The 19,914-nt window shown below is 72.7% G+C and carries 17 protein-coding genes and 2 pseudogenes; 13 read left to right on the top strand and 6 right to left on the bottom strand.

Going from position 1 to position 19,914, the window contains the following annotated elements:
• Nucleotides 1-44 precede the first annotated feature (44 nt).
• Together ABZ795_RS08940 and ABZ795_RS08935 are read right to left on the bottom strand one after the other, a co-directional pair.
• Nucleotides 45-1,088, bottom strand: coding sequence for an alpha/beta hydrolase (locus ABZ795_RS08940; protein WP_357530013.1), 1,044 nt, complete (start codon nt 1,086-1,088; stop codon nt 45-47).
• A 107-nt stretch (nt 1,089-1,195) separates the two neighbouring features.
• Nucleotides 1,196-1,615 carry an HPF/RaiA family ribosome-associated protein gene (locus ABZ795_RS08935; protein ID WP_327024429.1) on the bottom strand — a complete coding sequence of 140 codons (420 nt, stop codon included), beginning with the start codon at nt 1,613-1,615 and terminating at the stop codon, nt 1,196-1,198.
• A gap of 325 nt (nt 1,616-1,940) precedes the next feature.
• On the opposite strand from ABZ795_RS08935, the gene ABZ795_RS08930 reads away from it, so the two are divergent.
• The 5 genes from ABZ795_RS08930 (at nt 1,941) to ABZ795_RS08910 (ending at nt 6,412) form a co-directional block, all read left to right on the top strand.
• Nucleotides 1,941-2,690, top strand: a complete 750-nt coding sequence (locus tag ABZ795_RS08930; protein WP_327024430.1) for a single-stranded DNA-binding protein — start codon at nt 1,941-1,943, stop codon at nt 2,688-2,690.
• A 194-nt stretch (nt 2,691-2,884) separates the two neighbouring features.
• Nucleotides 2,885-3,070, top strand: coding sequence for a hypothetical protein (locus ABZ795_RS08925; protein WP_327024431.1), 186 nt, complete (start codon nt 2,885-2,887; stop codon nt 3,068-3,070).
• Nucleotides 3,071-3,179: 109 nt separating this feature from the next.
• Nucleotides 3,180-4,190, top strand: coding sequence for a cobalamin biosynthesis protein (locus ABZ795_RS08920; RefSeq protein ID WP_357529883.1), 1,011 nt, complete (start codon nt 3,180-3,182; stop codon nt 4,188-4,190).
• Entirely contained in the window at nt 4,187-5,764 is a 1,578-nt protein-coding gene (locus tag ABZ795_RS08915; protein WP_357529882.1) for a cobyric acid synthase, read from the top strand. Before ABZ795_RS08920 ends, ABZ795_RS08915 begins: the two co-directional genes overlap by 4 nt.
• A 33-nt stretch (nt 5,765-5,797) precedes the next feature.
• Entirely contained in the window at nt 5,798-6,412 is a 615-nt protein-coding gene (locus ABZ795_RS08910; RefSeq protein ID WP_357529881.1) for a hypothetical protein, read from the top strand.
• Between the two features lie 35 nt (nt 6,413-6,447).
• Here ABZ795_RS08910 and ABZ795_RS08905 read toward each other — a convergent pair whose 3' ends face one another.
• Nucleotides 6,448-6,849, bottom strand: coding sequence for a rhodanese-like domain-containing protein (locus ABZ795_RS08905; RefSeq protein WP_327027462.1), 402 nt, complete (start codon nt 6,847-6,849; stop codon nt 6,448-6,450).
• 42 nt (nt 6,850-6,891) lie between these two features.
• Here ABZ795_RS08905 and ABZ795_RS08900 point away from each other — a divergent pair.
• The 4 genes and pseudogenes from ABZ795_RS08900 to ABZ795_RS08885 all read left to right on the top strand — a co-directional run.
• Nucleotides 6,892-7,655 (top strand): annotated as a pseudogene (locus tag ABZ795_RS08900) (hypothetical protein); the annotation flags it as partial.
• Entirely contained in the window at nt 7,633-9,003 is a 1,371-nt protein-coding gene (locus ABZ795_RS08895) for a dipeptidase (protein WP_357529880.1), read from the top strand. The pseudogene ABZ795_RS08900 and the gene ABZ795_RS08895, both read left to right, overlap by 23 nt.
• A gap of 62 nt (nt 9,004-9,065) precedes the next feature.
• The gene (locus ABZ795_RS08890) at nt 9,066-9,272 is read left to right on the top strand and encodes a hypothetical protein (protein WP_327024436.1); all 207 of its coding nucleotides are present in this window, start codon (nt 9,066-9,068) and stop codon (nt 9,270-9,272) included.
• 166 nt (nt 9,273-9,438) lie between these two features.
• Nucleotides 9,439-11,013, top strand: a complete 1,575-nt coding sequence (locus tag ABZ795_RS08885; protein ID WP_357529879.1) for an ATP-dependent DNA ligase — start codon at nt 9,439-9,441, stop codon at nt 11,011-11,013.
• A 13-nt stretch (nt 11,014-11,026) separates the two neighbouring features.
• Here the strand turns inward: ABZ795_RS08885 and ABZ795_RS08880 are convergent, their stop codons facing one another.
• Nucleotides 11,027-11,836 (bottom strand): SURF1 family protein, encoded by an 810-nt coding sequence (locus ABZ795_RS08880; protein ID WP_327024438.1) that lies wholly within the window; start codon nt 11,834-11,836, stop codon nt 11,027-11,029.
• Nucleotides 11,837-12,035: 199 nt separating this feature from the next.
• Between ABZ795_RS08880 and ABZ795_RS08875 the strand changes: the two genes are divergently transcribed.
• Complete coding sequence (locus tag ABZ795_RS08875; RefSeq protein WP_357529878.1) at nt 12,036-13,598, top strand: cobyrinate a,c-diamide synthase; 1,563 nt, start codon at nt 12,036-12,038, stop codon at nt 13,596-13,598.
• Here ABZ795_RS08875 and ABZ795_RS08870 read toward each other — a convergent pair.
• Nucleotides 13,567-15,699, bottom strand: a complete 2,133-nt coding sequence (locus ABZ795_RS08870) for a transglycosylase domain-containing protein (protein WP_357529877.1) — start codon at nt 15,697-15,699, stop codon at nt 13,567-13,569. The two genes, ABZ795_RS08875 and ABZ795_RS08870, sit on opposite strands and share 32 nt — an antisense overlap.
• A 132-nt stretch (nt 15,700-15,831) precedes the next feature.
• Here ABZ795_RS08870 and cobC point away from each other — a divergent pair, with 132 nt between their 5' ends.
• From cobC to cobA, 3 genes are read left to right on the top strand one after another with little or no spacing between them, the layout of a single operon-like run.
• Nucleotides 15,832-16,902, top strand: a complete 1,071-nt coding sequence (gene cobC / locus ABZ795_RS08865) for an Rv2231c family pyridoxal phosphate-dependent protein CobC (protein ID WP_357529876.1) — start codon at nt 15,832-15,834, stop codon at nt 16,900-16,902.
• Nucleotides 16,902-17,978, top strand: coding sequence for a nicotinate-nucleotide--dimethylbenzimidazole phosphoribosyltransferase (gene cobT / locus ABZ795_RS08860; RefSeq protein ID WP_357529875.1), 1,077 nt, complete (start codon nt 16,902-16,904; stop codon nt 17,976-17,978). Before cobC ends, cobT begins: the two co-directional genes overlap by 1 nt.
• A gap of 47 nt (nt 17,979-18,025) precedes the next feature.
• Nucleotides 18,026-19,222: a uroporphyrinogen-III C-methyltransferase gene (cobA, locus tag ABZ795_RS08855; RefSeq protein ID WP_357530012.1), complete on the top strand. Its 1,197-nt coding sequence runs from the start codon at nt 18,026-18,028 to the stop codon at nt 19,220-19,222.
• Nucleotides 19,223-19,633: 411 nt separating this feature from the next.
• On the opposite strand, the pseudogene ABZ795_RS08850 reads toward cobA, so the two are convergent.
• Nucleotides 19,634-19,914, bottom strand: a pseudogene (locus ABZ795_RS08850) (hypothetical protein); the annotation flags it as partial.

Genomic DNA, 19,914 nt, shown 5'->3' with positions numbered 1-19,914 from the left:
GTCGGGGTGTCGCGCACTCGGTTACTCGGGGCTGTCGGCCGTGTTCAGGGCGTCGCATCGGCCTGCGCGGGCTCGGCCGCGGCGTCGTCGCCGGAGGTGGCGCGGCGGGGGTCGGGCACGGGCGGGTCGGTCGGCGTCGGTCCGGCGCCGAGGAAGGCGTCGGCCCAGCGTCCGACCTCGGCGAAGACCTTCTCGCGTACGGCGGGGCCGGAGAGGGTCAGGTCGTGCAGGCCGCCGTCGAAGCGGGCCAGGGTGACGTGCGGGCCGAGGCGGGGGGCCCAGCGGACCATGTGTTCCACGTCGAGTACGGCGTCGGCCAGGGTGGCCGACTCGTGCCACTTGGTGCCGCGGAAGGACCGGGTGGAGCAGGCGAGCAGCACCGGCACCTGGATGTCGAGTCCGGCCCGCAGGCGGCGTTGGCCGGTGCGGACGGCGTTGATCCAGCCGGCCCGCACGGGGAACCCGGCCAGCGGCTTCCAGGCCAGGTCGTACCGCCATTCGCCGCGATGGTCGGCGTGCAGGCTCTCGCCGTACACCGTGCCCAGGCTGAACGGAAGGACGCGCTGCGGCGACCGGCGGCCCAGGCGCGCGACGGCGGCCACGAGGGGCCGACGCACCAGCCAGGGGGCGTTGAGGTCGAAGAAGGGGCTGTTGAGGACGATGCCGTCGACCAGGCCGGCGTCACGGCGGTCGTGCGCCCAGAGCGAGACGATCAGGCCGCCGGTGGAGTGGCCCATGGCCAGCAGGGTGTCGTGCCCGTCCTCATTGCGGATGATCTCGGCGGCGGCGTCCAGTTCGGGGAAGTAGTCGCCGAGGTCGCGGCAGAAGTTGGGGGTCTGGTGCGGCAGCAGACTGCGACCGTACTTGCGCAGGTCGAGGGCGTAGAAGTCCCAGCCTCGGGCGGCGAAGAAGTCCGCCACATGGGTCTGGAAGAAGTAGTCGACGAAGCCGTGCACGTACAGCACGGCCCGCCGGCTCGGGCTCTCGGCCCGGCGGCGGACCAGGGTGGCGACCACCCGGCCCTCGTCGTCGTTGCCCAGGTCGATGACGTGCCGCTCGTACGGCGGTCCCAGCAGATCCGGTTCCACATCGCCGACGGTACGCCGCCCCACCTACCGAGTGGTAGCCCCGTCCGCCCACGGCTGACGGACGGGGCTCACCTCGGGCTTTCCCGAAAGGCGCCGGGGCGACCGCCTCACCTCTCGTCGGTCGTCGTCCCCGCCTCGATCAACTCCTCGCCCTCGACCGGGGTGTCCGGGCCGGGCGGGGTGGTGACCCGCAGGTGCTTGTTGTTGCGCGGCTCCTGCCGGGTCTTGGCGTCGTTGAGCTTGCGGCGCAGGTCGTCGCGGACGTCGTGGAGCGCGGCGCGCAGGTCCTCCTCCGAGGAGGTGGTGACGATCTTCTCGCGGCCCGCGATCCGGCACTCCAGGGTGACCCGCTGGCCCCGCGCCTCCCGGTTCTTGATCGACAACTCCAGGTCGGTGGCGTCGGCGTGGAAGCCGGCCAGCCGGGCGTCGAGGGTGGCGAACTCTTCGGCGATCCAGTCCCGGTCGGCCTGCGAGAAGCCGGCGTTGAGCCGCAGGCACTGCGCCACGGTGGCCGGGTTGGCGGTCATCGCCGCACCTCACCGGGGACGCGGGTGCAACGGCTGATGGTCATCCTCATGATCGCTGACCTTTCGTTCGACGTCGCGGTCGGGGAGATCCCTACCCCGTCGAGAGTCATCCGGAACGTTGGTGCGTCTCGATCATTGCCCGGTCGGGCGGGCGGGTGACAGGGCCGGGTGGCCTACCACACCGGGACCTTGATCAGGCGTTTGTCCACAGGGGTCGTGGCTGTCCACAGATCCTCCGTACGGGGCTGACCGACGGCGGACGGCGGCGCAGGCTCGGTGGCGAGTCGGCTCACGCAGGTGAGCCCCGGACCCCGGTGGAGGGGCGATGTTCGATACCTATGTCACCATCGTCGGCAACGTGCTGACCGCGCCGCAGTGGCGTCGTACGACCCAGAGCAACACCCTGGTGGCCAACTTCAAGGTCGCCTCGACCGCCCGGCGCCTGGACCGGGACAGCGGCCGGTGGGTAGACGGCAACAGTCTGCGGGTACGCGTGAACTGCTGGCGCAAGCTCGCCGAGGGGGTGGCCTCCTCGGTGATGGTCGGCGATCCGGTGGTCGTCTGCGGGCGCCTCTACACCCGGGACTGGACCGACGAGGCCGGCAACCACCGCACCCTCTACGAGTTGGAGGCCGTCGCCGTCGGGCACGACCTGTCCCGGGGGCGGGGTCGCTTCCTGCGTAACCGGCCCAGCCTGAGCACCAGTGCGGTCTCCGACGCCGAGGCCGAGCAGCGGGTGCACGGCGAGCCGACCGAGTCGGTACCGGACGAGGAGGCCCCCGCCCGCTTCGACCAGGGCCCGGTCGACGAGGACTTCGAGGTGCCCGGCTTCGATTCGCCGCGTACCGGACTGTCGGGAACCGGCAGCTACGGCGAGGGCGTCGGCCCCGACGAGGGCGACCTGCTTCCGTCCGATCCGTTCGACGAGCTTGCCGACAGCGAGCAGGCGTCCACCGACGAGTTGGCGCCGTCGCCCCCCGAGGGCGCGGAACCCGAGGCGGATTCGGCGGAGGCGGACGTCGCGATGGCCGGGCGAAGCCGGCGGGGTCGCGGACGGTTGCCGCAGCCAGCCTGACCGCGCTGGTCCGGGTGGTGCACGGCCCGGCGACCCGCGCGGCCAGCGACCTGCGCGCCGGGGCATCTCGGCGCGCGGGCCCCGCCCCGGACCCGTGAACGGGGGAAGCCACGGGCCCGGGGCGGGTGGGTAGTCAAACGTCCCCGGTGGCAACCTGCCTATCCGTGTCGCCGGAAGGTCCGCCCGTGCGAGTCATGGCGCTAGCAGAGGTCGCCGACCACCTCGGCGTATCGCGCCAGCGTGCCGCAATCCTGGTCGACCGACCGGACTTCCCCGCGCCTATCGACACCCTGACCGTTGGCCGGATCTGGGATGCTGCCGACGTGCGCGCCTACGCCGAACGGCGTGGCCGGCGGCTGGCCGACGAAGAGACGCAGTAACTGCATCGGGCTGATCGCCTCTTGTCGACTGCCGGTCGGGCTGTCGTGACCTGGCATCGGGCTAATCGACGTGCCGGGCTCGGTTAGGCTGCCGGCCGGAGGTGGTGTGGTGCGGCTCGCGGGTGCGGTGGCGAATGCGGGAGGGCTCGTCGCCGGGTACGCGCTGGACGCGTTGCTCGGTGACCCTCGACGCGGGCATCCGGTCGCCGGGTTCGGCCGGGCCGCCGCCACCCTGGAGCGCCGTCTCTACCGGCCCGACCGGCTGTCCGGTGCCGCCTTCACCGCGCTCTCCGTCGGCGCGCCGGTGCTGGTGGGTGCCGCCGCTGCCTACGCCACCCGACACCGGCCGATCGCCCGCGCGGCCCTGGTCGCCGCCGGGACCTGGGCGGTGCTGGGTGGGCGCAGTCTGCGGCATGAGGCCAGGGCGATGGGCAGCGAACTGCGCGCCGGTGACGTGCCGGCCGCCCGGCAACGGCTCGGCAACCTCTGTGGGCGGGACCCCTCGACCCTGGACGAGCCCGAGTTGGCCCGGGCCACGGTCGAGTCGGTGGCGGAGAACACCTCCGATGCCGTGGTGGCCCCCCTGGTCTGGGGTGCGGTGGCCGGGCTGCCGGGGCTGCTCGGCTACCGGGCGGCGAACACCCTGGACGCGATGGTCGGTCACCGCTCAGCCCGGTACGCCCGCTTCGGCACCCCGGCCGCCCGCCTGGACGACCTGCTCAACCTGGTGCCGGCGCGACTGACCGGTCTGCTGACGGTCGCCCTGGCCCCGGTCGGGCACGGCGACCGGCAGCAGGCCTGGCGGGTGTGGCAGCGGGACCGCGCCGACCACCCGAGCCCCAACGCCGGGCAGTGTGAGGCGGCGATGGCCGGGGCCCTGGGCGTACGGCTGGGTGGGCGCAACGTCTACTTCGGTCGCTCGGAGGCGCGTCCGTTCCTCGGTGACGGGCCACGTCCGGAGGCCCGTCACCTGCCCCGGGCCGCCCGGATCTCCGGTGCGGTAGGGCTGGCGGCGCTCGGGCTGGCGGCGGCCTACCCGCTGACGGTCGGCCGGCTGACCGCCGCCGTAGCCCGCCGGGCTGTCGGGGCTAGGGCCGGCCGGGCAGGGCATCGGGGATGACCGGGGGTCTGCTGGTCGCCGGTACGACCTCGGACGCGGGCAAGAGCGTGGTGACCGCCGGCATCTGTCGCTGGCTGCACCGCCAGGGTGTGCGGGTAGCGCCGTTCAAGGCGCAGAACATGTCCAACAACTCGGCCGTGGTCGTCGGTCCGGACGGGCGGGGCGGCGAGATCGGGCGGGCCCAGGCGATGCAGGCGGCGGCCTGCGGACTGGCCCCGGATCTGCGGTTCAACCCGGTGCTGCTCAAGCCGGGCAGTGACCTGTCCAGCCAGGTGGTGCTGCTCGGCGAGGCGGTCGACACGATGACCGCGGACACCTTCCCGGCGCTGCGTCCGCGCCTTGCCGAGACCGCCTACGCCGCGCTGGCCGAGCTGCGGTCGGCGTACGAGGTGGTGGTCTGTGAAGGGGCCGGCAGCCCGGCGGAGATCAACCTGCGGGAGGGTGACTACGTCAACATGGGCCTGGCCCGGCAGGCCGGGCTGCCGACGATCGTGGTCGGTGACATCGACCGGGGTGGGGTGTTCGCCGCCATGTTCGGCACCCTGGCCCTGCTCGATCCCGCCGACCAGGCACTGATCGCCGGTTTCGTGGTCAACAAGTTCCGTGGCGACCGGGGCCTGCTGGAACCGGGGCTGGCGATGCTGGGACAGCTCACCGGACGCCCGACCTACGGCGTGCTGCCCTGGTCGGTGGACCTGTGGTTGGACGCGGAGGACTCCCTCGCCTACGGCCGGGCACTCGGTCGACCCGCCGCCCCGCACGGCACCGAGTGGCTCGACGTGGCCGTGGTGCGGTTGCCCCGAATCAGCAACGCCACCGACGTCGAGGCCCTGGCGACCGAGCCCGGGGTACGGGTGCGGCTGACCGTCGAGCCGGCCGAGTTGGCCGCCGCCGATCTGATCGTGCTGCCCGGATCCAAGTCGACCGTGGCGGATCTGGCCTGGCTGCGGCAGACCGGCCTGGCCGAGGTGGTCACCGCTCATGTGGTGGCGGGTCGGCCACTGCTGGGCATCTGCGGCGGCTTCCAGATGCTCGCCCGCGCCATCCACGACCCGGTGGAGAGTCGACACGGCACCGTACCCGGCCTGGGTCTGCTCCCCATCGAGATCACCTTCGCTCCCCGCAAGACGGTCCGCCCGGCGGCCGGCACCTTCTCCGATGACCGGCCGGTACGCGGGTACGAGATCCACCACGGGTACGTCTCGGCCGCCGATGCGCAGCTGACTCCGCTGCTACGGGGCCTGGACGGCGTAGGGGAGGGTGCGGCCCACGGGGTCGTGCACGGCACCCACTGGCACGGCGCCTTCGAGTCCGACGAGTTCCGCCGCTGGTTCCTCACCCGGGTGGCCCGCCTCGCCGGGCGTACCGGCTTCCGGGTCGCCCCGGACACCTCCTTCGCCACCGCCCGGGAACGCACCCTCGACCTGCTGGGTGACCTGGTCGAGGAACACCTGGACACGACCGCCCTGTGGCGGCTGATCGAGTCCGGCCCGCCGACCGGCCTCCCGTTCGTCCCGCCAGGAGCACCCCTCGTCGTCCCGCCAGGAGCACCGCTCGCAGGAACGCTGGGCTGACCTCGTACCGGAAAGCCGTGACATGATCTTGCCGTGACGTTTCCCAGCCGTCTGCCACGGCGTGCCGTCGTGCTGCTGCCCGCGCTGTTCGGCACCCTGCTGGCCGGTTGCGCCGGCCCCCCGTCGGAGCTGGCCACCCCGCAGCCGTCTCCGCCGACCTATCAACTGGTGGACGAGCTGTGCGCGAAGCTCGACCCGCAGCCGTTGCTCGATCTGTATGGCGGCACCACGGCGACCCGGGACTGGCCGTCGCGGGCGGATGATCCGGCGCGTAAATGCGCGCTCGGGGTCATGCAGCGGGATCCGACCGCACTGCACGACCTCACCGTCTTCATGGTGCTCGCCGATTCCCCGCAGGACGCCCGGGAAGCCGTGCCGGAGCAACCGGTACGGGACATCCTCGGCACCTGGCATGAACTGCCGCAACTCGGTGACGGCGCCTGGATATGGCTCATGCCGGTCGAGAAGGAGGAGATCCCCGAGTACGGACCGATGGCGGGCCGGAGGGCGAAGGTGCACGTGGCGCGCGGTGACGCGTACGTCATGGTCGAACTCTTCACGGCCGGACCTGAGGCGCTCGGAGATGCCGAGATGGAGGCGCTGATGGTCGCGTACGTGGAGGAGACGTTGACGCTGATGACGGCCTGAGCAGCCGCCGCGTCGACGCCCGCGCGCCGGACGGCTCAGAGACGTACGTCGGCCGGCTGATCGGAGAAGGGGAGGCCCGCCGCGCGCCAGGCGTCGACTCCGCCGATCATGTCGGTGGCCCGGTGCAGGCCGAGGGCGCGCAGGCTGGCGGCGGCGAGGCTGGAGCTGTATCCCTGGCGGCACACCACGACGACCTCGATGTCGTACCCGGTGGCCTCGGGGATGCGCCAGTCGCTGGCCGGGTCGAGCCGCCACTCCAGCACCGTCCGGTCGATCACGAGAACGCCGGGTAGTTCGCCCTGTTCCCGACGTTGGGCGTCGGTACGGGTGTCGATCACGAGTGCGCCGCGGGCCGCGGCCTGCACCGTCTCCTGCGGGGTCAACCGGGTCATGCCCGCGCGGGCCTGCTCCAGCAACGCCTCGACGCCGGGACTCATCACGGAATGGGACACGATCCGATCGTGCCGTCTGGGTAGGCGATTAGCGGCCGGAAGCGGTGTGGGACAACACGAACGGTAACGTTCCTGCCCGTGGTGGTGATCTTCGCGGCGTACGCCGATCTGGCCCGACGGGTGCTGGCCCGGCCGGCCCGGTTGGGGGGTACCCGGTTGGTGGCGATCGACGGTCCCAGCGGTGCGGGCAAGACCGCCTTCGCGGCGCGGCTTGCCGACGCCCTGGCCGCCACCGACGCGGGCCGCCCACCGGTGGTGCACACCGACGATCTGCTCGACGGGTGGGACGACCAACTCACCTTCTGGCCCCGCCTGGAGTCCGGCGTGCTGGCCCCGGTCCGGGCCGGTCAGGCCGGCGCCTACCAGCGGTACAGCTGGGTCCGGCAGGGGTTTCTGCCTCACCCGGTGCCGGTGCCGGTGGGGCCGGTGCTGATCGTGGAGGGGGTCAGCGCGGCCCGGGCCGAGGCACAGCCCGACCTGAGCCTGGCGGTCTTCGTCACCGCCCCGCAGCCCCTGCGGCTGACCCGGGCGGTGGCCCGGGACGGCCCGGCCATCCTGACTGAGCTGCGGCGGTGGCACCTCGGCGAGCAGGAGCACTTCGAGGCCGATCGCACCGTCTCCCGCGCCGACCTGGTGGTCGACGGCGCACCGAGCCTGCCGCACGATCCGGACCGCTACTACCTGGCGGCGGGGTCGACTGCGGGCGGCGGGACCGGAGTCGGCGATGTGGGCGTCGGGGTGCGGTAAGGCCGGAATACGATGCCGGTCATGACCACACCGATCATGACCGAGGCCGAGCTGCACGCCGCCGTGCAGCGGGAACTGCCCGGGGTACGGGCCGACCTGGAACGCCTGGTGCGTATCCCCGGCATCGCCTTCGAAGGGTTCGACCACACCCAGGTGGAACGCTCCGCCGAGGCGGTGGCGCAGCTGCTGCGCGACTGTGGCCTGGAGGTGGACATCGTGCGGGCCGGTGGGCAGCCGGCGGTGATCGGCCGCAAGGCGGCCCCGGCCGGTGCGCCGACGGTCATGCTCTACGCCCACCACGACGTGCAGCCGGTCGGTGATCGGACCCTGTGGGAATCCGACCCCTTCGAGCCGGTGGAGCGCGAGGGACGGCTGTACGGCCGGGGTGCCGCCGACGACAAGGCCGGCATCATGGCCCACATCGCCGCGCTGCGGGCCTTCGGCGACCGGCTGCCGGTAGGGGTGGTGCTGTTCATCGAGGGCGAGGAGGAGTACGGCTCCGACTCCCTCGAACGGCTGCTGGCCGAGCACCGCGACACCCTCGAGTCCGACGTGATCGTGATCGCCGACTCGACCAACTGGGATGTCGGCGTACCGGCGCTGACCACCTCGCTGCGGGGCATCGTCAACTGCTTCGTCGAGGTGCGCACCCTGGAGCACGCCGTGCACAGCGGCATGTTCGGCGGGCCGGTGCCGGACGCCCTGACCACCCTCGTGCGGCTGCTGGCCACCCTGCACGACGACGCCGGCAATGTGGCGGTGCAGGGCCTGACCGGCCGGGAGGGCGCCACGGTCGACTATCCCGAGGACCGGTTCCGCGCCGAGGCCAGCCTGGTCGAGGGGGTGGGCCTGCTGGGTACCGGCAAGATCACCGACCGGCTCTGGACCAAGCCGGCCCTCGCCGTGCTCGGCATCGACGCCCCGGCCACCGCCGAGGCGCCCAACGCCCTGGTCCCGGCGGCCAAGGCGAAGGTGAGCGTACGGCTGGCCCCGGGTGACGACCCCAAGAAGGCGTACGCGGCGCTGCGCGACCACCTGCACCGGTACGCCCCCTGGGGCGCCCAGGTCCAGGTCACCCTCGAACACGACGGAGCGCCCTGCGTCATCGAGGCCAGCGGCCCGATGTTCGACGCGGCGCGGTCGGCCTTCCGGACGGCCTGGGAGGGCACCGATCCGGTGGACATCGGCGTCGGCGGCTCGATCCCCTTCATCGCCACCTTCCAGGAGATGTTCCCCGAGGCGGCGATCCTGGTGACCGGTGTGGAGGATCCGCACGCCCGGGCGCACGGGCCGAACGAGAGCCTGCACCTGGGGGAGTTCGCCCGGGTCTGCCTGGCCGAGGCGTTGTTGCTGGCCAAGGTGGCCGAGGTCGGTTCACGACGCGACCCGTAACTTCCGACGATTGGTGGCCGTTTCCGGTGTGTCGGACGCGGGGCTGTTGTAGCCTCTCGAACATGCGTACGAACGAGGAGATGGCCCGCCTGGGGGCCGCCGTCAGCGCTCTGGGAGACATCGACGTCTCCGCGTGGTCCGAGGACACGCTCAAGGAACAGCTCGCGGAGCTGTCCGCCGCCCTGGTAGCCCTGGACGCCTCGCTGTCCCGCATCGCTGAGGGGGTCCGTGCCCGGGGCCTGCGCGTCGAGGAACCGGTGGCGGCCTGACCGGCGGGTCGGCCGCACCGGCTGAGCGGCGGCTCGGCTGACCGGCGGGTCTGCGGCACCGGCTTCCGGCTGGCGGGCCGGTGGTGAGCGGATTCGTCGCCCCCTGGGGGATCGACGGCGCGGCGATCGGCGGCTGTTGTCGGAGGTGGCTGGCAGGATCGGGGTCGTGCGATTCCTCGACCTGGCCGCCACCTCCGCAGCCGTCGCCGCCACCACCGGCCGACTGGCCAAGGTCGAGCTGCTGGCCGAGGCGTTGCGCCGGCTGGACCCGGTCGAGGTTCCGGCCGGGGCCGGCTGGCTCGCCGGTGAGCTGCGCCAACGGCAGACCGGAGTCGGCTGGGCCGGTCTGCGTGACCTGCCCCCGCCGGCGGCGGAGCCCACCCTGACGGTCGGTGCGGTCGACGCGGCGATCGACGAGATCGCCGCGGTGCACGGCAGCGGATCGCAGGCCCGTCGGCGTGCCCTGGTGCACCGCCTCTACGCGGCGGCGACCGCCGACGAGCAACGGCTGCTGACCGGCCTGTTCCTCGGCGAGCTGCGCCACGGCGCCCAGGCGGGGCTGCTCGCCGACGCGATCGCCCGGGCCGCCGAGGTGCCGGTGACGGCCGTACGCCGGGCCCTGCTGCTCGCCGGTGACCTGCGGGAGGTGGCGGTGGCCGCCCTGGCCGGTGGGTCCGCCGCCCTGGCCGGATTCGGGCTGCGGGTCGGGCGGCCCCTGGCCCCCATGCTGGCGCAGAGTGCCGCGACGGTCGACGAGGCCTTGACCGCCACCGGCCTGCCCGCCGTGGTCGATGTCAAGCTCGACGGCATCCGCATCCAGGTGCACCGCAGCGGGTCGGACATCGCGGTCTACACCCGCAGCCTGGACGAGATCACCACCCGGCTGCCCGCGGTGGTCGAGGCGGTGCGGGCCCTGCCGGCCCGGGAACTGGTCCTCGACGGGGAGGCCATCGGGCTGGACGAGACCGGCCGGCCGCTGCCCTTCCAGCAGACCTCCAGCGCGGCCGCACGGCGCACCACCGGATCAGCCGAAGTCGCCCCGGCGGTGCGCGCTGTCGCCGCCCGCACCGGCGCGGCCGTGCTCACCCCGTACTTCTTCGATCTGCTGCATCTGGACGGGACGGATCTGATCGACCTGCCCGGACGGGAGCGGTGGGCGGCGCTGGGTGACACGGTCGACCCCGCCCTGCTGGTGGGACGGATGGCGGTTACCGGGCCGCAGCAGGCCGGCCAGGCGATGGCCGCCGCCCTGGCCGCCGGTCAGGAGGGTGTCGTGGTCAAGGCACCCGAGGCGCCGTACGAGGCCGGTAGGCGAGGCGCGGCCTGGATCAAGGTCAAGCCCCGGCACACCCTGGACCTGGTCGTGCTGGCCGTCGAGTGGGGCAGTGGCCGACGCACCGGCTGGCTGTCCAACCTGCACCTGGGGGCACGCGATCCGGGTACCGGCGACTTCGTGATGCTCGGCAAGACCTTCAAGGGCCTTACCGACGAGATGCTGCGCTGGCAGACCGAACGCTTCCTGGCCCTGGCGGTCCAGCGGGGGGAGTGGGTGGTCCGGGTCCGCCCCGAACAGGTGGTGGAGATCGCCTTCGACGGGGTGCAGACCAGCACCCGCTATCCCGGCGGCGTGGCGCTGCGCTTCGCCCGGGTGGTGCGCTACCGCGAGGACAAGTCCGCCGCCGAGGCCGACACCATCGACACCGTTCGCGCCATCCGGGCGGGCCGCCCGCCGGCGGGGTAGCCGTAGCGGGCGGTCAGGCGGGGGAGGGGTCGGCGGCGCGGTCGCGGGGCCGGTCGTCGGTCACCCCGGCCAGGCGGCGGGCCTCCCGACGGGCGATCCACCCGAAACCGAAGACGGTCATCCCCCCGAAGATCCACCACTGGACCACGTAGCCCAGGTTCTGCCAGTTGTTGGCGTGCCCCACCGGCACCGCCTTGAACACCGGATCGGCGGCCGGGGTCTGCTCGTCGAGCAGCACGTACCCCCCGTGCAGCGGGTACGGCAGTTGGGGAGCGAGCTGGGGCAGGGAAACCCGGCGGCTCTCCAACCGGCCCTCCCGGCGGGACACCTTGGCGTCCCCGCTCTCGCTGGCGCGTACCCGACCCTCGACGGTGACCTCGCCCGTCGGGGTGGTCGGCAGCACCGGCTGGGCCAGCGCCCCACCCGGGGCGGGCGGGATCCAACCCCGGTTCACCACCACGGCGGTGCCGTCGGTCAGCACCAGGGGGGTGAGCACCTCGAAACCGACCTTGCTGTCGACCGTACGACCTCGGACGAACACGGTGTTGTCGGTGTCGTACCGGCCGGTCAGGGTGACCCGGGTGAAGGTCCGCTCCTCGGCCGGCGGGGGCCCTACCGTGCCCGGACCCCCGGTGGGGGCGGGCAGGGCGTCCCGCAGCGGCACCGCCGCCATCCGCAGGCCGGCGTCGATCCGCTCGTTGATCGCGGTACGACCCCGGTAACGGTCCAGTTGCCAGTTGCCCAGCAGCACCATCACCGTGGCGGCGACCAGAGTCAGCGCGAGAATGCCCAGCCAGCGTGGGGTCAGCAGGAACCGGTACACGCCAAGAGGCTACCCGGTCGGCCATCGCCGCCATGCTGCGCGGTGACGCACCGTACCGGTGCTGCGATGGGCGCTAGGGGTGGGAGGTCGGAATGGGAGGGGTACCGGCCGGTGCGTGCCAGTCGTCCGGTTCGGCTATCGTCACGCGGGCGGAGCGCGCCGACGGTCGGCACGCCCGTCCGTACGCGAGGAGTCGATGATGACTGTCGTGCCGCGTCTGGTGCTCAGCGCCCCCTCGTCCGGGCACGGCAAGAACGCGTTGGCGATCGGCCTGCTCGCCGCGCTGGCCGACCGGGGGACCGAGGTGGCAGGCTTCAAGATCGGCCCGGATCAGGTCGACGCGGCCTACCTGGGGTTGGCCTCCGGCCGACCCGGGCGCAACCTGGACGCGCGACTGGTCGGCCTGGAGCGGATCGCCCCGCTGCTGCTGCACGGTGCCGCCGGCACCGGCCTGGCGCTGGTGCAGGGCAGCATGGGCCTGTACGACAGCCTCAGCGGCCGGGGCGACACCGAGTCGACCGCCGCGGTCGCCACCGCCCTGCGCAGCCCGGTAGTGCTGGTGGTCGATGTCGCCGCGATGGGTCAGTCGGTGGCGGCTCTGGTGCACGGCTTCCGGGCGTACGACGAGCAGTTGTGGATCGGCGGGGTGATCCTCAACCGGGTCGCCTCCTCCCGACACGAGGCGTTGCTGCGCGAGGCGCTGGACGACATCGGCATGCCGGTCTACGGGGCCCTGCGTCGGCAGGATCTGCCGGCGGTGTTGCCGTCGCGGCGGCACCAGGTGGGGCCGGTGGTGACCGGCTCCGGGGAGGCCACCCGGGCGGTCCGGCGACTCGGCGAGGCGGTCGCCGCCACGGTCGACCTGGAACGGCTGCTCGGGTTGGCCCGGTCCGCCCCGGCCCTGGGCCTGACGCCCTGGTCACCCCAGCCCGCCGAGGCGCCGCCCTCGGGTACCCCCGGCCCGATCATCGGGGTGGTCGGCGGGCCGGGCGGCACCTACAGCCAGGTCGAGACGATCGAGTTGCTGCGGGCGGCGGGGGCGCAGGTGGTGACGGTGGACCCCTTCGCCGACGAGGCGCTGCCGACCGGTACCGGGGCCCTGGTGGTCGGTGGCGCCCTGCCCGAGTCGTACGTCGAGCAGTTGTCCGCCAACCGGCGGCTCTGCATCGCGGTAGCGGAACTGGCCCGCACCGGGCGGCCGGTGGTCGCCGAAGGGGCCGGCCTGCTGTGGCTGGCCCGGGAGGTGGACGGGCTGCCCATGTGCGGGGTGCTGGACGCGGTCGGCAGCCTCCGCGACGGACTGGTCGTCGGCTACCGGGAGGCCACCGCCCAGAGCGACAGCATCATCACCACCCGGGGTGAGGTGGTCGTGGGGCACAAGGAACACCGGGGGGTGCTGTCCCCCCGGGGTGGCCCGCGCCCGGCCTGGAGTTGGGCCGGTGGCGCCCCGGAGGGGTTCGTCTGGCGTGGCGTGCACGCCTCCCAACTGGTCCCGCACTGGGCCGGGTACCCCCACCTGGCGACCCGCCTGGTCACCGCCGCGACCGCCGGCCCACCCGCCGTGCCCGTGGGCCAGCCCGCCGTACCCGCTGGCTCGCCCGCTGTACCTGCTGGCCCACCTGCCGTACCTGCTGGCTCGCCTGCGGTGGCCGGCGGACCGGCCCTGGTATCCGGAGGGTCGGTGGCGGGGGCGGAGGGCCCGGCGCCCGAGTCGGACGCCGGGCCGGTGGTCAGCCCACTATCCGGTCCGATGGTGGGGTGAACTGCCGGACGGGTTGGCCCTTCAGGGCGTCGCGGAGGGTGTTGGCGACCGCGGCGATCGGGATCTGTGACTGGCCGTCACCCACCGCGTTGAACGGGTTGTCCGGGTCGGAGATGAAGCTGGCCGCGGCCAGTTCCGGGGTGTAGCCGACGAACCAGGCCGACCGGGTGCTGTCCGTGGTACCGGTCTTGCCGGCCACCGGGCGACCCACCGTGCCCCGCACACTGTCCGCGGTCGACCAGCCACCGCAGCCACCCTTGGCCGGGGTGTCGCCGGTCGGGCAGCGGGCGGCGTCCGTGGCGGCCCGGGCGGCGTCCGCGCTGACCACCTGGCGGCAGCGGGGCTTGGCCACCTCCCGGGCGATGCCACCGGGAGTCGTGTAGGTGGCCGGGGTGCCGTCCCGGTTGTAGATCGCGGTTACCGGCATCGCCTCGCAGTACCGCCCGTCGGCGGCTACGGCGGCGTACGCGTTGGCCATCTCCAGCGGGGTGGCGTCGGAGACCCCCAGGGTGAAGGCCCCCCACTTGTTGGCCTTCGAGGGGGAGGCGTGGTCGCGGTCCACGTCGGTACGCCAGCGCAGCCCCAACTGCTCGGCCAGCCGCACGGCCCGCTCCGCGCCGACCTGTTCCTCCAGCCAGACGAAGTAGGTGTTGACGGACTTGCCGAAACCGGACCACATGGTCTGCATGCCGCTCATCGCGCCACTGGCGTTGGTCGGTGCCCAGCCGTCGTAGATCTCCGACTGGTACCGGTGCGGTGCGTTGAAGGCGGTGTTCAGGGTCATGCCGGCGTCCAGCGCGGCCAGCATGGGGAACATCTTGAAGGTCGATCCGGCCTGGTAGCCGGGCAGGTCGCCGCCGCCCATCAGGGGTGCGACCGTGTTCGGATAGTTGGCCCGCACCTTCGGGCCCGCCTCCGGGTTGGAGCTCAGCGGGTTCTCGTCCACCTGCAACGAGTATGTGCGGTTCACCGCCATCGCCTTGATCCGCCCGGTGCCCGGTTCGGCCAGCACGATGCCGTTGGCGAAGGGGCTGCCGGTGTTGCCCTTGGTGCCGACGTTGTCCTCGGCCGCCGACTGGATCTTCGGGTCCATGCTGAGCACGATCCGATAGCCGCCCCGTCGTAGCTTGTCCAGGCGTTCCAGCCGGTTGTCTCCGAAGGCCGGCTGGGCACTCCACCAGTTCTTCAGGTAGTCGCAGAGGAAGCCCCAGCTGTTCCACTTCTCCGGCACGGAGGCGCAGTCGTTCGGCGGGTAGGTCAGCCGCAGCCGGATCGGCTCGCTCTTCGCCGCCTGCACCGAGTCCGGGGACAGGTAGCCCAGCCGGGCCATGTTGTCCAGCACGTAGTTGCGCCGGGCGGTGGCCTCCTTCTGGTCCGAGCTGGCCGGGTCGTACTGGGAGGGGGACTTCACCAGGCCGGCCAGGGTGGCCGCCTCGACCGGGGTGAGTTCCTTAGGGGTCTTGGAGAAGAAGATCTCGCTGGCGGCGTAGATGCCGTACGCCCGGTGCCCGAAGTACGCCGAGTTGAGGTAGCGCTCCAGGATGTCCTCCTTGCTCAGCTCCTTCTCCAGGTCGACCGCCATCCGCATCTCCTTGACCTTGCGGACCGGGGTCTGGGCGGTGGCCTCCTGCACCTCCTTGGGAGTGCTCGCGCTGTCCCGCAGCGCCATCCGGACGTACTGCATGGTCAGGGTCGAGGCACCCTGGGACACCCCGCTGGAGCGGGCGTTCGCCACGAAGGCGCGGGCCACCCCCTTGGGGTCGACGCCGTGGTGCCGGTAGAAGCGGTTGTCCTCGGCCGACACGATCGCCTGCTGCATGTGCGGCGAGATGTCCGACAGCTTGGTGTACTGCCGGTACTCCTCGAAGAACATGGTCAGCACGGTCTTGCCGTCGGGCGCGTAGAGGTAGGAGGTCTCGGCGGGCAGGGCGGTGGTCAGCAGTCTGGTCTTGTTCTCCACGGCGTGCGCGGTCGCCTTGGCCCCGACACCGGTCAGGGCGACCACGGGGTACGCCACGGCGGCGACGACGAGGCCGGCGATCAGCCCGGCACGGAGCAGGGGAACGAAACGACCAGCGGCAGCAAGGGGTCGATTGCTCACACCGATAAGTTATGACATTTCCGAATCATCCATGAGAAATACTCATGAAGTGATCGGTGGTGATGCGGTGGTGATGCGGCCCACCCCTCGGGTTGCTGTCCCCGGTGCCGCCTTCCCGGCAGGATCGCGGACATGCACGCACCCCTGATTCCGGCCACCGAGCCGGACCTCACCCATCACGGTGACGCGGAGGTGGGTGCCGGGCTGGTCGACCTGGCCGTCAACGTACGGCGTGCGCCGATGCCGAGCTGGCTGGCCGAACCGATCACGGCGACCCTGACCGACCTGGCCGCGTACCCGGATCCCGGCCCGGCCCGGGCCGCGGTAGCCGCCCGGCACGGTAGGCCCCTGGAGGAGGTACTGCTGACCGCCGGTGCCGCCGAGGGGTTCGTGCTGATCGCCCAGGCACTGCGCGGCATCCGTCGACCGGTGGTGGTGCACCCCCAGTTCACCGAGCCGGAGGCCGCCCTGCGGGCCGCCGGACACCAGGTGCAGCGGGTACTGCTGGACCCGGCGGAGGACTTCCGGCTGGATCCCGACCGGATCCCCGCCGACGCCGACCTGGTCATGATCGGCAATCCCACCAACCCCACCTCGGTGCTGCATCCCGCCGCCGACCTGGCCGCCCTGGCCCGGCCCGGTCGGGTGCTGGTGGTCGACGAGGCCTTCGCCGACACCACGGCCGCACCCGGACACCACGGCGAGCCCGAATCCCTGGCGGCCCGCCGCGACCTTCCCGGGCTGCTGGTCGTGCGCAGCCTCACCAAGACCTGGGGGCTGGCCGGGCTGCGGATCGGCTACCTGCTCGGCCCGGCGGACCTGTTGCGCCGACTGGCCGCCGTACAACCCCTCTGGGCGGTCTCCACCCCCGCCCTGGCCGCCGCGACCGCCTGCGCCGGCCCCACCGCGGTCCGGGCCGAGCGCGCCATCGCCGCGCAACTGGCCGCCGACCGCGACCACCTGGTGACCCGCCTGTCGGCCCTGCCCGGGGTACGCGTGGTCGGGCGACCGACCAGCGCCTTCGTACTGATCCATCGGCCGGGCGCGGACCGGCTCCGCGCCGTCCTACGCGATCATGGCTGGGCGGTACGCCGAGGAGACACCTTTCCCGGGCTCGGCCCGGACTGGCTGCGGATCGCGGTGCGGGACCGGGCCTGCACGGACGCGTTCATCGAGGTACTGGCGAAATTTCTGGAGGCATGATGCTGGAGACCACGATCGCGGCGATCGGCCCGCTCGACGAGGCGGCGATGAGCACGGCACGGCAGTTGCAGGCCCGGCTGACCAAACCCGCCGGCTCGCTCGGCCTCCTGGAGGAGCTGTCCGTACGCCTGGCCGGTCTGGCCGGCACCTGCCCGCCACCGCTGCCCAGCCCGGCGGCCGTGGCCATCTTCGCCGGTGACCACGGGGTGCACGCCCAGCAGGTGACCCCCTGGCCGCAGGAGGTCACCGTCCAGATGGTCGGCAACTTCCTGGCCGGAGGTGCGGTCGTCAACGCCTTCGCCCGCCAAGCCGACGCCACGGTCACCGTGGTCGACGTCGGGGTGGCCACCCCCCTGCCCACCCCCGACGACATGCCGCGGCTGGTCGACGTGCCGCGGCTGGTCGAGGCCAATGTCCGGCGGGGTACCCGGGACATGACCGTCACCGCCGCGCTCACCCGGGACGAGGCGCGGTCCGCCGTAGCGGTCGGCATCCGGATCGCCGGGGAGCTGATCGACTCCGGGGCGGCCCTGTTGATCACCGGGGACATGGGGATCGCCAACACCACCCCGGCCGCCGCGCTGATCGCCGCCTTCACCGGAGTCGACGCCGCCGAGGCCACCGGTCGGGGCACCGGCATCGACGACCCCACCTACCAGCACAAGATCGAAGTGGTCCGGGCGGCACTGGCCCGGCACACACCCGACCCGACAGACCCCCTCGGGGTGCTGGCCGCCGTGGGTGGACTGGAACACGCCGCGCTGACCGGGCTGCTCCTCGGCGCCGCCGCGCGACGCGTACCCGTGCTGTTGGACGGGGTCATCGCGGTCTCCGCCGCGCTGGCCGCCGCGGCCTTCGCCCCGGAGGCGGTCGGCGCGATGATCGCCGGGCACCGCTCCGCCGAGCCCGGGGCCACCGTAGCCCTGCAGCGACTCGGCCTCATCCCGCTGATCGACCTAGGCCTGCGCCTCGGCGAGGGCACCGGCGCCCTGCTGGCCCTGCCCATGGTCACCGGCGCCGTGCGGGTACTGCACGAGGTCGCCACCTTCGACTCAGCCGGCGTGACCGAGAAGTGAGCAATCCGTACCCCCTCGGGCTTCGACTGGCCGGCCTGCGGGTCGTCATGGTGGGCGGGGGAGCCGTGGCCACCCGGCGGGTACCGGCCCTGCTCGACGCGGGCGCCGAACTCCTGCTGGTCGCACCGGAGATCACCCCGGCGCTGCGGGCCCACGCCGACGCCGGCCGACTGCGCTGGATCCCCCGCCCGTTCGACCCCGAGGACCTGGAAGGCGCCTGGCTGGTCCACGTCGCCATCGACGACCCGCAGGCCGCCGCCGCCGTCAGCGCCGCCGCAGCCCAGCGCCGCATCTTCTGCGTACGCGCCGACGACCGGGAGGCGGCCACCGCCTGGACCCCGGCGGTGACCCGACACGGCCCGGTAACCGTGGCCGTCCTCGGTGGCGGCGACCCCCGCCGCGCCATGACCATCCGCGACGCCATCCGCCCCCTCCTGCGCGAAAGTGAAAGGAAGGGCCCCCTGTTAACGGATTCGGTAGAGCAGGGGTCCCCTGTTAACACCGGGGCCGGGTCACCTGGGCGAGTTGCTCTGGTGGGGGCCGGGCCGGGGGACCCGGAGTTGATCACCCTCCGGGGTTGGCGGTTGCTCACCGAGGCCGACGTGGTGGTCGCCGACCGGCTGGTGCCCGGCCTGCTCCTCGACGAACTGCGTACCGGCGTGGAACTGGTGGACGCCTCGAAGATCCCCTACGGCCCGGCCCGCGCCCAGGAGGAGATCAACCGGATCCTGGTGGACCGGGCGTTGGCCGGTGCCTTCGTGGTCCGCCTCAAGGGCGGTGACCCGTACGTCTTCGGACGCGGCGGGGAGGAGTTGCTGGCCTGCGCGGAAGCTGGCGTACCGGTGACCCTGGTACCGGGGGTGACCAGTTCCGTCGCCGCCCCGGCGGCGGCCGGGATCCCGGTCACCCACCGGGGAGTGGCGCACGAGTTCACCGTGGTCTCCGGGCACGTAGCGCCCGACTCGGCGGCCTCGCTGGTGCGCTGGGAGGCGCTGGCCGCCCTGCGCGGCACCCTGGTGATCCTGATGGGGCTGAAGAACCTATCGGCGATCACGGCCACCCTGCTTCAACACGGGCGACCGGCGGACACCCCGGCGGCAGTGGTCCAGGAGGCCACCACCGGGGGGCAGCGAACCCTGCGGTCGACGCTAGGTTCGGTGGCAGAGGACGTGGCGGCTGCGGGGGTACGGCCGCCGGCGGTCGTGGTGGTGGGGGATGTGGTCGGGGTTCTTCCCCTCCTTTGATCGTCCCTGGGGTGAATTGTGCTCGGCTCTGCGGCTTTGTTCTTGGGTGGTTGCGGTTTGGGCTGGGGCGACCGTGCCCGGCTTCGGGCGGTCCGGCTTGATCCCTACGCCGGGCACGGTCGCCCCAGCCTGACCTGGTCGGCCTTCGTTGATCCTGTCGGCGCGTTCGGGGGTCTGGGTCCCTGCTTGCCGCTGGCGGCGGATGCTCCCGCCTTCTGTTGAGCCTCTGAGTGCTGCTGGTCGCACTGATGGGATCGAGTTCATCGCCGGACTGCCCTGGTAGAGGGTGCAGACGGCCGTTGGCCGGCACCCGAACCGGGTGCCGGCCAACGCTCGTGTTTTGACCGTTGTGTGGGCAGGGTGGTCTGGCGGTGTGGTGTGGGTGTGTTGGTGGTGGTGTGGTGAGGGTTGTTACTTGCCCTTGTGGATGGCGTTTTTGCGGATGATCGGGTATCGGGTGCGGCGTTTGCGGCGTTTGCCTGCGGGGCGTCCGGGGCCGGGGTGGCCGGGTTTCGGGTGGCCTGGTGGTTGCCAGGCGTTGCGTAGAGCGGGCGAAACCTGTCGGCGGGTCTGGCCGGGGGTCGGGGTGGTGGTGGTGGCGGGTTCCCAGGGCAGCCGGTGGTGGGTCAGGTGGGTGCGGGCGCAGAACAGGTGTAGGTAGGCGTAGGCGTGTAGGCGGAGCCAGGTGGTCA

Origin of the sequence: Micromonospora sp. NPDC047134, assembly GCF_040643455.1 — a bacterium.
GTDB lineage: Bacteria > Actinomycetota > Actinomycetes > Mycobacteriales > Micromonosporaceae > Micromonospora.
The sequence above is the reverse complement of the archived record's forward strand: the minus strand, read 5'-3'. Positions and strand labels throughout refer to the sequence as shown.

Coding starts and splice junctions, on each gene's coding strand:
- ABZ795_RS08890 (WP_327024436.1), top strand. CDS start 9,066: ATGCGTACGAACGAGGAGATGGCCCGCCTGGGGGCCGCCGTCAGCGCT.
- cobA (WP_357530012.1), top strand. CDS start 18,026: ATGGTGGGCGGGGGAGCCGTGGCCACCCGGCGGGTACCGGCCCTGCTC.
- ABZ795_RS08935 (WP_327024429.1), bottom strand. CDS start 1,615: ATGACCGCCAACCCGGCCACCGTGGCGCAGTGCCTGCGGCTCAACGCC.
- cobT (WP_357529875.1), top strand. CDS start 16,902: ATGCTGGAGACCACGATCGCGGCGATCGGCCCGCTCGACGAGGCGGCG.
- ABZ795_RS08915 (WP_357529882.1), top strand. CDS start 4,187: ATGACCGGGGGTCTGCTGGTCGCCGGTACGACCTCGGACGCGGGCAAG.
- ABZ795_RS08925 (WP_327024431.1), top strand. CDS start 2,885: ATGGCGCTAGCAGAGGTCGCCGACCACCTCGGCGTATCGCGCCAGCGT.
- ABZ795_RS08895 (WP_357529880.1), top strand. CDS start 7,633: ATGACCACACCGATCATGACCGAGGCCGAGCTGCACGCCGCCGTGCAG.
- ABZ795_RS08930 (WP_327024430.1), top strand. CDS start 1,941: ATGTTCGATACCTATGTCACCATCGTCGGCAACGTGCTGACCGCGCCG.
- cobC (WP_357529876.1), top strand. CDS start 15,832: ATGCACGCACCCCTGATTCCGGCCACCGAGCCGGACCTCACCCATCAC.
- ABZ795_RS08875 (WP_357529878.1), top strand. CDS start 12,036: ATGACTGTCGTGCCGCGTCTGGTGCTCAGCGCCCCCTCGTCCGGGCAC.
- ABZ795_RS08905 (WP_327027462.1), bottom strand. CDS start 6,849: ATGAGTCCCGGCGTCGAGGCGTTGCTGGAGCAGGCCCGCGCGGGCATG.